The organism is Larkinella ripae (genome assembly GCF_054780775.1).
In genome coordinates this window covers 375,420-388,418 of record NZ_BAAGVR010000030.1, presented here as the reverse complement: position 1 = coordinate 388,418, position 12,999 = coordinate 375,420, and the positions used below count along the sequence as shown (strand labels likewise).

The following is a 12,999-nucleotide window of genomic DNA, read 5'->3' as shown; positions in this document are numbered from 1 at the left end:
TTACGTTTTCCTGTTTCGTCTTCTGATCAACCACCAAAAGGCTACCGTCAGCATCACCACCAGAAAAATTGGAAATAGGGGGTTGCCTTTATAAACGATGCCATAATACTCACCGGAAACCGTATCAGCTTGTATGGTCGCTTTCATGTGTGTCGAAGGTTTAGATAAAAAAGGATAGCGTCGCCATTAAATGTCTTTTTCTACCCCGTTTAAAAACAGGTTCAGATTCTGTTCACCGGGCAAACGAACTTGGTTTAAACGCCATTTTTTAAGCTGAATAACCGGCAACCCGTGTGCTACTTAAAACCGTCGTTTGCTATCTTTATCACTTCACAAAAAAATACAACTGTCGCACAACCCGTTCATTGCAAGAGCGTAATGCGTACCGTCACGTATAAAAATAAATTTTAAACGAATACAAAGCATGAACTTTACCCGATTAGTTCCGAACGTATTTTACGCGGATATCAATGAGGCCCTGAAACTATTCGTTGATTGTCTCGAATTTACGATTGGACACGATGAGCGGGAGGCCGCTACGCCATTTTGTGTCCTCGAAAAAAAAGACTTACGCATCAATCTTTTTGAAAATGTGGAGCTAGCGCAGGAACATAATCCTGAATTTAGATTGGTAACCGATGATATAGAAGAAGTTTATAAAAAGGTGGCTACTGACTTTCCTGAATTCCTGCATCCCAACCTTCCCAAAATTACCCTTCGCCCCTGGGGCGCGAAAGAATTTGCGTTAATCGACCGGCAATTGGGCATCATCATTCAACAATGGTAAGGCGCGGATAGTTAACGATGTTCACCATAAACCGCACGGCCAACCACCATGAAAAGCATCAACAACACCATCGCCGGACTTGAACTGGCCCAGATTGGCTGGGTCGTCCCGGACATTCACGCTGCGGTTAACTTCCTGACGACCGCTTTGGCCGTCACCGGTTTTCCCGAACCAGAGCACGTCCGCGCTCAGGATCTGAACATGCGCTACTACGGCCAGGTCGTCGCCGGCGAATGGCTGACCACCCAGACCTACAACGGAGCGGCCTTCATCGAACTCATCCAGCCCTTGTCCGGTCAAAGCATGTTTCACGATTACTTGGCCCGGTATCCGGCAGGTGGCACCCAACACCTGGCCTTCCGCTTGCCGGTTAGCGGTTTTGAACGGATCACCAGCGACCTGCGTGAACAAGGCTATGAACTCATCAGCGACGTGGATCACCCCATCGCGCGAATGGCTTTCTTCGACACGTATCAAACGCTGGGTGTGGCCACCGAAATCATGGGCATCACCCCGGAAGGCTGGGGCGCCATCGAACAAATGGCCCATCAGGCCACCCGGTAAAACCGCATCTTGCCTGTTAAATAACAGGTCGTTGAAAAATCCCTCTCCTTTAAAAAACCGGGAATAACCGCACCTGACTTAACGGAAGCAAACCGGTCCATTGAACCCCTAAAAACCGCTTTCAGCGCGAAGTCCCGGGAAATCTCCGGCACCTTTTAGACCTCAGAATTGTATTGAGTCGGCCGCGAACAATGAACTTTACTTCTTGGGAAGCCGGGTAACAGTCAACCTCAATAGCCAGAAGTTTTCCGGAAGCGGGCGGTTTTCCGTGGTCGATCAAGTAGATGATTTGCTGGTCGATGGCAAGCCCATGCAGGTAAACGAAACCGTCAGGCTAGCAGACAGGAAGTACAACTTGCTCAAGCTGACGGAGGATGAGGCCCTTAAAAAATACGGCGCTAAAGGGCGTCTGGTTGTGGAAATAACCCTGGCTGAATAACGCCCCGAAGCCCGGCGTCCGTTGGCGGTTTTACTGCGGAGTTGAGGTGGGAACAAACTCACCGACGTTTTCCTTCGTGATGCGCAGTAAGCCGGTATTGACCGTGGCCGGAATGGTGGTTACCTCGGAGCGCCCGCCCGAACTGCTCAGGCGGTTGGTTTGATGGACCATATCGTACAGAAACTGCGCGCCGTACCAGGTGAACAACTCCCGTTTTTGACCGGCCAGCATCTGAATGATGCCATCCTGCACCAGACGCAAATGCTCCGGCTCCCAATCAACCGTGGTGATTTTGACTTTCCCCGCCCGCCCGGCTTCGCGGACCGCCAGCGCAATACCGGGTCCGGAATTGGAATCAAAACCGCATAAACCGGCCAGATCGGGATGGGCCGCCAGCAGATCGGACGTGATGCGGGCGGCTTCTTCCACATTCGATTTGTCGTCGAACCGGCCCACCACTTCAATACCGGGGTGTTTTTTTAGTTCGTCCAGCAACCCCCGAAAACCGGCTTCCATGTTGGTCAGTCCCAGGATTCCCATGTAAGCAATTTTGCCCTTGCCATTCAGCAACCGGCCCATTTCCCGGCCCTGCATCTGGCCAATCTCGTACCAGTCGGTTCCCAAAAACGCGTGCCGGTTGGAATTCGGAATGTCCGAATCGTAGACGACCGTCGGAATACCGGCCGCAACGGCCTTGTTGATAACCGGGGCCAGCGCCGGATCGGTGCCGTTGATGAGCAAACCGGACGGTCGCGTACCGATCACCTCTTCGATGGTGTTGATCTGGGCGGGAACGTCCCAATCGGCCGGTCCCAGAATGGACACTTTAACGTTCCGCTCCTCGCCCCAGCGCCGGAACGTGGCCTGGTCGTGGTTGACGTACAGGGGCATGGTGACGGCCGTAGTAACCATCACGTATTCTTCAACCGCTCCGGTTTCGGTGGCCGCGGTTTCGGTACGCAAAGCCGCAGTCGAGCCCGAACCACGCGGAGGAAGTTCGCAGGCCAGCAGGAGCAGAAACGGAAAAATCAAAAACCGCTTCATCTGAAAGGGAAAGTAAGGATGGAAAGATTCAATTACCGACTTTGCTTCTGAAGCACCAGATCACTCCAGACAGCCGCGATCAGGATGAGTCCGAGAATGATTTCCTGCCAGTAGCCCGACACCCGCGCCAGAATCATGACATTGCTGACCAGGCCCATGAACAAAGCACCGAGCAGAGCGCCGGCAATCTTGCCGTGTCCGCCCGACAGGCTGGCTCCACCCAGAATCACCGCCGTAATGACGCGAAGCTCCAGGCCCCGGCCCGCCGTGGGCAGGGCCGTTCCCAGACGGGAAGCCAGCAGCAGACCCGCCAGCCCCGCCAGCAGGGAGGTCAGGAAAAACCCCCAAAGTTTCATTCGTCGGACGCGGATTCCCGACAGATCAGCCGCCCGTTCGTTACCGCCGATGTAATAATACCGCCGAAAAAAAACCGAGCGATTCGCCAGAAAAGCAAACACGCTCACGATCAGAATCATATACCAAACCGGCATCTGAACGCCCAGTAGTTTCGACTGCCCGATGGCGTTGAACCAGTACGGCAGATTCTGAATTCCGGAACCGCCCAGCAACAGCGTTCCCCCGCGCACAATGCCCATCATCGCCAGCGTCTGAATCATGGGGTTAATGCCCTGATAGGCAATCAGATAGCCGTTGATTAAACCGACCAAACCGGCTCCGGTCAGACCCGCCAGCAACGCCAGTGGCACCGGCCAGCCGAGCGTCATCATGCACAAAGTCGCCAAACCGCCCGAAAAGGCCACCACCGAACCAACCGACAAATCGAAAACCCCACTGATGAGCAGCAGCATCATACCGACGGCCACAATGGTGTCGATCGACATGTTGAGCAGAATCTGGCTGAGGTTGCCAAACGTGGGAAACGTCTGGGGAAAGACCAGGGCCGCACCCGCGCCAATCAGCCCGATCATCAGGCCCAGGGAGTAAATCCGGTCTTGCAAAAGGGCTTTCATGAACCGAAGTCCTTAGCGTTGCGTAATGTCTTTTACCTGCTCCCGGATGTCGTCCATCTCGAAGATGTGCTGCCAGCCTTCCCGGAACAGAATTGGCTTGGCGCGCTTTGAAATTTTATAGGCCGCATCCGAGAACGTGCCGTTCACTTCTTTAAACAAAACCGCAATCTGGATGCGCAAATGGCCCAGAACGAAATCACGGGCGGCCGCTTCCGGAACGCCCAGCGTCACGATTTTGTCGTAGCCCTCCCGGACGACCTCCATGCAGGTCTGGGCCAGCGTTTCCACCATCGCCGGTTCCAGAATTGCCATCTGCTCCAGCGTGATGCGGTGCGTTTTATCAACCGGGTCGTACATATCCTGCGCCACGGTTTCGCCCAGGGTGTACTGGGCTTCGGTGCCGTGCATCAGCGCCACAACGATGGACTGCTTGGCCGAAATGCCGCCGTAAAAATCCCGGAAAGCCGCTTCGGTGGGCTCCCAGTTGAAAACCGAGGGGTGGCAGGGATGGGCGATCACATAGCCCAGATCGTCGCGGTGCGCAATGACGCCATCGAGCGGGGCCGCCGGGTCGAGCGTCAGCACCAGCGCGCCGGTTTGCATCGCCGGAATAATGTCGTCCGAAATTTTCCCGATGGCCACGTCCGGCACCGCCAGGATGACCACATCGGCCGTGGGAATCACTGCCCCCGCTTCGCTGGTGGAAACACCCCGCTGCCGGAGATTTTCGCAGCCCTGCTCGCTAACTTCCAGATAAGCAACCTCGTAGTCGGAACGTTTCAGGAAATTATCGGTCAACCGGCAGCCCATTTTGCCGCCCGCACCGACCAGCACGATTTTATGCATGATACTTGGGTAAGAGGTTTAGAAAACTAGTCCGTCAATGGTTCGTAAATACTGAATACTTTCGTTTGCCCAGGCGGTTTCTTTGGCCAGGGTGTGCGTCAGCTCGTTTTCCGGCACCACCCACTGTTCCAAAATGGCCGTCTGACAACGGCCCTGTTTTCGTACAGTTTCGATAAGCCACGGCAGGTTGAGCATCCCCCGCCCCGCCGGTCGCCCGTCGATCTGAAAACCCATCAGATGCGGCAAACGCGCAATGCCGAAATCTTTCAGGTGCAGGTTGACCGTATACGGGGCCAGCGTTGCCACCACCTCGGCCAAACCCTCGCCCGCCCCCATCGAATTGACCGAATCGAGGCAGATGCCGACAAACGGACTGCCCACCCGGTCGATCAGGTCCGCAAATTCCGCAGCCTTCAGCCGATCGTGGTTTTCGATTCCCAGGGTAATGTTTCTGACCCGCAACTCGGGTTCGGCTTCCCGCAGCAAAGCCACCACTGCATCGGCGGAGGGTTCGTAGTCGGCGGTGTCGATGACAAACCGCAACAACCGGCTTTCCAGCGTTTTACACAAGGTAAGGCAACGCTGCAAATGCGTTTCGGTCAAGCCCCGCGCGCCCACCTCCAACGTTATTTTCTCGCGCACCGCCCGTTCGTGTAAGGCCTGGATTTGTGACGGGTCCAGTTCGTGCAACGGAAGATTATCCCCAAACTGCACCAGCCGGACGCCTAGGCCGACGGCCCGATCCAGCAGAGCCATCTCATCCAGCAAGGGCATTGGCCGGTTTCCGGGCACGCCAATGGCCCACCCGTACGTGTACGTGCTAATACCGATCCGCATCGTTCACAGGAATTTTCGTAGCCAATTTTTGATTCTATTTTTACCGGAATTCGCCTTGCATCGAATCGAAAAGATACTACATTTGTTGATATACAGATAGAGTAGAGTACAGTAGAGATTTGAAAACAAATGTACGCTCTTTTTGTTTTTCTGCAATATTTTCATGCAAAAATTAAAATTTGCGGTTATTGGAACCGGTTTTTGGGCCAACTATCAGCTACCAGCCTGGCTCATGCTGGACGGCGTCGAGCTGGTCGCGCTTTACAACCGCACCCGAAGCAAAGCAGAGCAATTTGCCCGGCAGTATTCGGTGCCCTACGTATACGATGATGTGGACCAGCTCCTGGAACGCCACGCCCAGGAACTTGATTTTGTGGACATTATCACGGATGTGGATACGCACGCCGTTTTTACGATGAAAGCGGCCGTCCACGGTTTGAACGTCATTTGCCAGAAACCGATGGCGCCGAATCTGGAAACAGCCCGAACGCTGGTTGAAACGTGTCGGCAGGCTGGCGTGCGGTTTTACATTCACGAAAATTTTCGCTGGCAGACCCCCCTGCGGGCGCTCAAATCGCTGCTGGATGCCAACGCCATCGGGCCGGTTTTTAAGGCGCGGGTCAGCTTTTGTTCCGCTTTCCCGGTTTTTGACAATCAGCCGTTTCTGGCCGAACTGGAGCAGTTTATCCTGACCGACATTGGCTCGCACACGCTGGATATCTGCCGTTTTCTATTTGGTGAAGCCGCTTCGCTGTACTGCCAGACCGCCCGGATCAATCCCGGGATTCGGGGGGAAGATGTGGCCAACGTGCTGCTGAAAATGCGTTCCGGACTGAGTTGTTACGCCGAAATGTCGTACGCGTCGATTCTGGAGAAAGAGGCCTTTCCGCAAACGCTGGTTACCGTTGAGGGCGAAACCGGATCCATCGTGTTAACGCACGATTCCGTGTTGCGCATTACGACCCGCAATAAAACCGGCCAAATCGAAACCCGGCAAGAGGTAGCGTCCCCTCCTCGCTACGCCTGGGCCGATCCGGCTTATGCGCTGGTGCATTCGTCCATTGTTGATTGCAACCGGAACCTGCTGGCCGATTTGCAGGGCAAAGGGGGCGCCGAAACCACCGGTGCCGATAATTTTGAAACCGTTCGGCTGGTTCACGCGGCTTACGAATCGGCGGCCCGCAATGAAGTGATTCATCTCTGAAAACGATGCTTCAGCTCCTGCACATCAGCAAGTCATTTCCGGGCGTCAGGGCGCTGGACGACGTTTCGTTCGACGTTCGGGCGGGCGAGGTTCACGCGCTTTGTGGCGAAAACGGAGCCGGGAAAAGTACGCTGCTCAACCTCCTGAGCGGCAATCTTCAACCCGATGCCGGCCACCTGGAATGGAAAGGGCAAGCTACTCGGATGAGTGGCCCCGCCGAAGCGACCCGGCAGGGAATTGCCATCGTGTACCAGCAACTGAGTCTGGTCGATAGCCTGACGGTGGCCGAGAATATTTTCGCGAACCGCCAGCCCCGAAACCGCTTGGGGCTGATTCGTCAGCGGCCCCTTTGGGAAGCCGCCCAGGCGCTTTTGCAGGCGTTAAATCTCAGCCACATCAAGCCCGGCAGCCTCGTTGCCAGCTTGTCGGCGGGTCAGAAACAGATGGTTGAAATTGCCAAAGCGTTGTCGCAAAAACCGGATCTGCTGCTGCTGGACGAGCCCACGGCATCGCTGACGGAACGCGAAACCCGGACGCTTTTCGAGCTGATCGGTCAACTTAAAACCGCCGGAAAAGCGGTGATTTACATTTCGCACCGGCTCTCCGAAATTTTTACCGTCGCCGACCGCGTGTCGGTTCTCAAGGATGGGACTTATCAGGGTACGTTCTCAGTGAGCGAAACCACGGCTGCGGATCTGGTGCGACGGATGGTAGGCCGGAATGTGCTCATAGAGCGGGCCGCATCGTCCGCCAAACCGGAAGTCATGCTCACGGCTGAAAACCTGTCGGGAAAGCGGTTTTCGGGCATCAGTTTTCAACTGCACCGGGGCGAAATTCTGGGATTGGCCGGTTTGGTGGGAGCCGGACGAACGGAACTCGCCCGCGCCATTTTCGGCATCGATCCGCTGAAATCGGGAACGGTTCAGATCGGCGGAAAACTGGCCGAAATTTCGCATCCTGCCGATGCGATGCGGTTGGGTATCGCCTATCTGCCCGAAGAACGCAAAGCGCTGGGCCTGTTTCCGGATCAATCCGTTACGCAAAATCTGGTGACCGCCCAGCCGCCAACCACCTCGGCGGGCTGGTTTGATGCCCCGGCCAGCGCAACCCTTGCCGAAACCTACCGCAACCAGCTGACCATCCGGGCGCCATCGGTAAAAACCGCCGTGGGCAACCTGAGCGGGGGCAATCAGCAAAAAGTGTTGCTGGCCCGCTGGCTCCTGACCAAGCCCGAGCTGTTAATCGTCGATGAACCCACCCACGGCATCGACGTGGGTGCGAAAGCCGAAATCTACACCCTGCTCCGGCAACTGGCCGCCAAAGGGAAAGCCATCCTCCTCATTTCAAGCGAATTACCAGAGCTCCTGATCCTCGCCGACCGGATTCTGGTGATGCGCGAAGGCCAGCTGGCGGGCGAGCTGGACGGCAGCACCGCTACCGAACAACACATCATGCATCTAGCGACGGCCTAACGACAGCCTATCGTTCAAAAACCGTATCCTTGTTCAAAACGGGAGACGCAACTGCGGGCCCGCAGGCTGATTGGCAGGTTCCAGGTTCGAGAGCGTGATGCCCAGTAACCGAACGCCTTTGGGCAGGGGAAACAGCGTGTGCAGCAGTTCCGCACCGACTCGGTCCAAAACCGCCTTCTGAACCACCGGCCCAGTTAGGGTCCGGCTGCGGGTGATCTGTTCAAAATCAGCGAATTTTACTTTCAACGTCACCGTTCGGCCGACAACCTGAAGGCGTTCGCTCAGCCGCCAGACCGAATCGAGCAGCGGTTCCAGACCCGCCCAGAGTTCCGGCTCGGTGCTCAAATCCTGCTCAAATGTATTTTCCGACCCGATCGACTTGCGAAGCCGGTCCGGGGTGACGGGCCGGTTGTCGATGGCCCGGGCAATGGTGTAATAATAACTTCCGGCTTTGCCAAAATGCTGCTTCAGAAAGGCTTCCGACTGTTGCCGTAAATCCCAGCCCGTAAAAATGCCGAGCTGGTTGAGTTTAGCGGCTGTCACCCGGCCAATGCCGTGAAATTGCCCAACCGTCAGGGTTTCCACAAAGGCCAGTCCCTGCGCCGGTTTGATGACGTATTGCCCATTCGGTTTTCGGAAATCAGAAGCCAGCTTGGCTAGAAACTTGTTGTAGGAAACCCCGGCCGAAGCCGTCAGTTGGGTTTTCTCCCTGATTTTGGCCCGGATTTCCTGCGCAATCTGCGTGGCAGAGGCAATATTTGGCAGGTTCTCGGTTACATCCAGATACGCTTCATCGAGGGATAACGGTTCGATCAGGGGGGTATATTCGGCAAAAATGGCCCGGATCTCGCCGGAAACCGCCTTGTATACATCGAACCGTGGTTTGACAAAAATCAGCTCCGGGCATTTCCGCAGGGCGACCGTCGATGCCATTGCCGACCGCACGCCAAACTGCCGGGCCTCGTAACTGGCCGCGGCCACCACGCCCCGCTGGCTCGAGCCACCCACAGCCACGGGTTTGCCCCGCAGCTCGGCCCGGTCGCGCTGCTCAACGGACGCATAAAAGGCATCCATATCGATGTGAATAATTTTTCGGATCGCGGGCTGCTCCACGGGTTTCGGCTAATTGGTCAGTCAATTTAGCGGTTTCGCAGCGAAAGCCAACGATCCGTTTCGAATGGAACGCGGATCGGGCGGATGAAACGGAATGTGCGGTCTAAACTCCGATCTGGCTGGCTCAATCCCTTTCGTCCGGGCTCGCATCCCACAAGGAAGATTGACTGGCTTCTTTGAGTTGACAACTCTCTCCCGTAGATTTACACGACCATTTCCAGAAATTCCATCAAGCCCTTGCTCCGACACCTGCCCAATGCCATGACCTGCGGTAACCTGCTCTGCGGGTGTATTGGTCTGGTTTTAACCCTGCGCGGACGGGCTGACGCGGCCGCCTGGCTCATTCTGCTGGCCGGTGCGCTCGATTTTGGCGACGGCTTTGTGGCCCGGCTGGTGAACGCATCGGGGCCTTTTGGCAAAGAACTCGACTCGCTGGCCGACGTGGTGACCTTCGGGGTTTTACCGGCTACAATGATCCATCAGGCGCTGTGGTCGCAGGGACTCGGAAACGGGTCGTATCTGGCTTATTTGATTGCGGTTTTATCCGCGCTGCGGCTGGCCAATTTCAACATTGATACCCGCCAGTCCGATCAGTTTATTGGCTTACCCGTTCCGGCCAACTCCATCCTGATCGCGGCTTTTCCGCTGATGAGTATGTACCAGCCTCAGTTCGCATTTCTGTGGCAAAATCCGCTAGTGCTGTTCTTTCTGGTCGGGTTTTCGTTCATGCTGGTGGCCGAACTGCCGTTGCTCGCGTTCAAGTTCAAGTCGTTCGGCTGGCGCGAAAACCGGATTAAATTTATTTTTCTGATCGTATCGGCCGTTCTGTTGCTATTTTTGCAGTTCGCAGCCGTGCCGCTCGTTATTTTTTTATACATTCTGGTTTCATTTTTCGCTAAAAAGAAAGGCTGAAGGAAAAGAAAAGGAAAACCGTGTTACGATTCCTTCCCCTATCTTCCCTTCCTCCTTGCCTCCTCCAATTATGAAATACATTGCACACATTGACATCATGCCCCAAAAGGAAATTCTGGATCCGCAGGGGAAAGCCGTCAAACTGGGATTGCACAATCTGCACATCGATTCGGTGGGCGACGTTCGGATCGGGAAACACATCCGGCTGGAAGTGGATGCTGAATCGGAAGAAAAAGCCAACGCTATCGTCGATACGGCCTGCCGCCAGCTTCTGGCCAACCTGATCATGGAAGAATACAGCTTTACAATCGAAACCGGGCAGGAATAAAAAAGAGCAGGAAAGGTGGCAAGGAATAAAGAAGGAAAAACCGTAGGGTGATTTCCCTTTTCCTTCTCTCCATTTCCCCTTCCTGCTTTCCTCCCTCCCCTATTCCTTTCCTCCCTTTTCCCTATGATCTATTCTACCATCACCGGTCTGGGTTTTTACGTTCCTGAAAACGTGGTGACGAACCAGGATCTGACGCAGTACATGGAAACGTCGGACGAGTGGATTCGTGAACGCACCGGTATTGAGCAGCGCCGGTATTTCACCTACGGGAAAGACACCAACGCCAGCATGGCCACGGCCGCTTCCCGGATGGCCATTGAGCGCGCCGGGCTGCAACCAAAGGATGTTGAACTGGTCGTTTTTGCGACGATCACGCCGGATTACTTTTTCCCCGGATCGGCGTTTCTGATGCAACGCGAACTGGGACTGGAAGGAATCGGGGTCATCGACATTCGCAACCAGTGCTCCGGTTTTATTTACGCCCTGTCCATCGCCGACCAATTTATCAGAACCGGTGCGTACAAAACCGTGCTGGTCGTGGGGTCGGAAATCCAGTCGTCCTGGATTAACAAAAGCACGGAGGGCCGAAATGTAGCGGTTATTTTTGGGGATGGGGCCGGTGCGGCCGTTCTTCAGGCGACGAACGATCCGGAACACCGGATTCTGTCCACCCATCTGCACGCCGACGGCCGCTACGCGGAAGATCTGTACGTCCGCGAACCGGGCAGCAGCCGCCCCTCCCGCTCGGCTACCCGGGAAATGATCGACGAAGGCGGTTTTGATGTGGTCATGAACGGCAATGCGGTTTTTAAACACGCGACCGTTCGCTTCACGGAAGTCATTCAGGAAGCCCTGCAGGTCAATGGCTATACGCCCGAAGACATTGCCCTGATGGTGCCCCACCAGGCGAATATCCGTATTTCTGAATATGTTCGGCAGCAGATGAAACTGCCGCCGGAAAAAGTAATGAACAACATCCAGCGCTATGGCAACACCACGGCGGCCTCCATCCCGATTGCCCTGACCGAAGCCTGGGAACAGGGCCGTGTTCATGCCGGGGATCTGATTTGCCTGGCAGCCTTCGGCAGCGGCTTTACCTGGGCTTCCGCGCTTATCAAATGGTAGAATCAGAATGTGTTACGTGCTGCGCAGCGGTAGCCAACTCCTGATTCAGCGGCCGTTAATACTGTCCGATGGCCAGCATCACCAACGTACAGGCCTGAACCGGTTCGATGCCTTGTTGCTGCAACTCCCGCTCAAAAACCGCATTCTCGGTTCCGGGATTAAAGATGACGCGCCGGGGCTTTAGTTTTTTGATGTAATCATACAGGTTTGTCTGGTTTCTCGCCGAGACGTACAGCGTAACCGTGTCAATATCATGCAATTCGGGCTGTCCGGTCCGGATCGGGTTTCCTTTTATGCTACCGGCGCGCAAACCGAGCAACTCCACCTCGTGCCCGTGTTGTACCAGCCGGTTTGCGGCTTTATTGGAATACCGATCGGGGTTTTCCGAAGCGCCAATAACAAGTGTTTTTTGTTTCATTTTAATGGCAGGATGCTTATTTCTAAAACTATCTTTCGTTAAATTAGTTTCTTTTGAAATCCCGATTGCCTGCAGTTTCGTATATATATAGCTTCTGTGCCCGTCTCTGTCTCTTCTGAACCTGGTATTTGAATTGTTACTAATTAGACACATCTTTGTTTAATGAATACCCAGGGTATGTTATACAAATTCCAGTTGCTGATTATTGCTATACCGTCGTTGATTGTTCGTTACCGGAGTTTTTCCAGAGAGATAAAAATTTGCTGAACACTCAATGTATTATTTTGTTAATCGATAATTAAACAAACCTGCCACCAACGACTATTTTTCGGCCTAAACATGACTGATAAACGTACCAGTGTCAACTGGAATGAAAAGTGGGTTTCCATTAAGTTTGATGGGATTGAAAATCCGCCCCATTACGAAGTTTCGAACTTCGGCCGTATGAAAAGCTTCCAGAACGATCCGAAAGAAGGCACGCTCATCAATGGATCGACTATTCAGGGGTATCGCTCCCTCAACATTCGCACGGGTGGAAAAACCATCAACCGTTACTTTCACAAGCTGATTGCGGAATCGTTTCTGATCCGTGAGAATTCCGACCAGACGTTCGTCATTCACCTCGACCACGACAAGAAAAACAATCATTTCCAGAACCTGAAGTGGGTAACGAAGGATGAAATGATTGAACACAACCGCTCCAGCCCGAACATCCTGAACCGGGAAATTCCGCGCCGGACCCGAAATTACAAGCTAACCGAGTCGAAGGTTAAGATGATCAAGAAACTGCTGAAAAACGAGAAGAATCGCCTGAAAATGATCGCGAAGCAGTTTGGCATTACGCACACCCAACTCAACCGGATTCGTTCCGGCGAAAACTGGAAGCACGTTACGATTGACGACGAGACGTCGAGCGAAAAAGAATAAACCGGTTAACAC

General features: G+C 54.4%; 16 protein-coding genes. 9 read left to right on the top strand and 7 right to left on the bottom strand.

What is annotated here, in order from left to right; genetic code table 11:
- On the bottom strand, nt 1-147 hold the full coding sequence (locus ACYVHX_RS28085; protein ID WP_460675035.1) for a hypothetical protein: 147 nt from the start codon (nt 145-147) through the stop codon (nt 1-3).
- Between the two features lie 277 nt (nt 148-424).
- Between ACYVHX_RS28085 and ACYVHX_RS28080 the strand changes: the two genes are divergently transcribed.
- From ACYVHX_RS28080 to ACYVHX_RS28070, 3 genes are all read left to right on the top strand, one after another.
- Complete coding sequence (locus ACYVHX_RS28080) at nt 425-787, top strand: VOC family protein (protein WP_460675034.1); 363 nt, start codon at nt 425-427, stop codon at nt 785-787.
- A 48-nt stretch (nt 788-835) separates the two neighbouring features.
- On the top strand, nt 836-1,351 hold the full coding sequence (locus ACYVHX_RS28075) for a VOC family protein (RefSeq protein WP_460675033.1): 516 nt from the start codon (nt 836-838) through the stop codon (nt 1,349-1,351).
- A 205-nt stretch (nt 1,352-1,556) separates the two neighbouring features.
- Nucleotides 1,557-1,790 (top strand): hypothetical protein, encoded by a 234-nt coding sequence (locus tag ACYVHX_RS28070; RefSeq protein ID WP_460675032.1) that lies wholly within the window; start codon nt 1,557-1,559, stop codon nt 1,788-1,790.
- Nucleotides 1,791-1,820: 30 nt separating this feature from the next.
- Here the strand turns inward: ACYVHX_RS28070 and ACYVHX_RS28065 are convergent, their stop codons facing one another.
- Genes ACYVHX_RS28065 through ACYVHX_RS28050 form a run of 4 tightly spaced genes read right to left on the bottom strand, consistent with a single transcriptional unit; the run spans nt 1,821 to nt 5,488 of the window.
- Nucleotides 1,821-2,834: a substrate-binding domain-containing protein gene (locus ACYVHX_RS28065; RefSeq protein WP_460675031.1), complete on the bottom strand. Its 1,014-nt coding sequence runs from the start codon at nt 2,832-2,834 to the stop codon at nt 1,821-1,823.
- A 32-nt stretch (nt 2,835-2,866) separates the two neighbouring features.
- Nucleotides 2,867-3,805: an ABC transporter permease gene (locus ACYVHX_RS28060; RefSeq protein ID WP_460675030.1), complete on the bottom strand. Its 939-nt coding sequence runs from the start codon at nt 3,803-3,805 to the stop codon at nt 2,867-2,869.
- Between the two features lie 12 nt (nt 3,806-3,817).
- Nucleotides 3,818-4,651 carry a phosphogluconate dehydrogenase C-terminal domain-containing protein gene (locus ACYVHX_RS28055; RefSeq protein WP_460675029.1) on the bottom strand — a complete coding sequence of 278 codons (834 nt, stop codon included), beginning with the start codon at nt 4,649-4,651 and terminating at the stop codon, nt 3,818-3,820.
- 18 nt (nt 4,652-4,669) lie between these two features.
- Nucleotides 4,670-5,488: a sugar phosphate isomerase/epimerase family protein gene (locus ACYVHX_RS28050; protein WP_460675028.1), complete on the bottom strand. Its 819-nt coding sequence runs from the start codon at nt 5,486-5,488 to the stop codon at nt 4,670-4,672.
- A gap of 163 nt (nt 5,489-5,651) precedes the next feature.
- Here ACYVHX_RS28050 and ACYVHX_RS28045 point away from each other — a divergent pair, with 163 nt between their 5' ends.
- Nucleotides 5,652-6,692 (top strand): Gfo/Idh/MocA family protein, encoded by a 1,041-nt coding sequence (locus ACYVHX_RS28045; protein WP_460675027.1) that lies wholly within the window; start codon nt 5,652-5,654, stop codon nt 6,690-6,692.
- A 5-nt stretch (nt 6,693-6,697) separates the two neighbouring features.
- Nucleotides 6,698-8,164: a sugar ABC transporter ATP-binding protein gene (locus ACYVHX_RS28040; RefSeq protein ID WP_460675026.1), complete on the top strand. Its 1,467-nt coding sequence runs from the start codon at nt 6,698-6,700 to the stop codon at nt 8,162-8,164.
- 33 nt (nt 8,165-8,197) lie between these two features.
- Here ACYVHX_RS28040 and dinB read toward each other — a convergent pair whose 3' ends face one another.
- Nucleotides 8,198-9,277 (bottom strand): DNA polymerase IV, encoded by a 1,080-nt coding sequence (gene dinB, locus ACYVHX_RS28035; RefSeq protein ID WP_460675025.1) that lies wholly within the window; start codon nt 9,275-9,277, stop codon nt 8,198-8,200.
- A 228-nt stretch (nt 9,278-9,505) separates the two neighbouring features.
- On the opposite strand from dinB, the gene pssA reads away from it, so the two are divergent.
- From pssA to ACYVHX_RS28020, 3 genes are all read left to right on the top strand, one after another.
- Complete coding sequence (gene pssA, locus ACYVHX_RS28030) at nt 9,506-10,189, top strand: CDP-diacylglycerol--serine O-phosphatidyltransferase (RefSeq protein ID WP_460675075.1); 684 nt, start codon at nt 9,506-9,508, stop codon at nt 10,187-10,189.
- A gap of 70 nt (nt 10,190-10,259) precedes the next feature.
- On the top strand, nt 10,260-10,517 hold the full coding sequence (gene purS, locus ACYVHX_RS28025; RefSeq protein WP_460675024.1) for a phosphoribosylformylglycinamidine synthase subunit PurS: 258 nt from the start codon (nt 10,260-10,262) through the stop codon (nt 10,515-10,517).
- 123 nt (nt 10,518-10,640) lie between these two features.
- Nucleotides 10,641-11,642 (top strand): 3-oxoacyl-ACP synthase III family protein, encoded by a 1,002-nt coding sequence (locus ACYVHX_RS28020; RefSeq protein WP_460675023.1) that lies wholly within the window; start codon nt 10,641-10,643, stop codon nt 11,640-11,642.
- Nucleotides 11,643-11,697: 55 nt separating this feature from the next.
- On the opposite strand, the gene ACYVHX_RS28015 is transcribed toward ACYVHX_RS28020, so the two are convergent.
- The gene (locus ACYVHX_RS28015) at nt 11,698-12,060 is read right to left on the bottom strand and encodes a CoA-binding protein (protein ID WP_460675022.1); all 363 of its coding nucleotides are present in this window, start codon (nt 12,058-12,060) and stop codon (nt 11,698-11,700) included.
- 339 nt (nt 12,061-12,399) lie between these two features.
- Here ACYVHX_RS28015 and ACYVHX_RS28010 point away from each other — a divergent pair, with 339 nt between their 5' ends.
- The gene (locus ACYVHX_RS28010) at nt 12,400-12,987 is read left to right on the top strand and encodes an HNH endonuclease (protein WP_460675021.1); all 588 of its coding nucleotides are present in this window, start codon (nt 12,400-12,402) and stop codon (nt 12,985-12,987) included.
- The last annotated feature ends 12 nt before the right edge of the window (nt 12,988-12,999 follow it).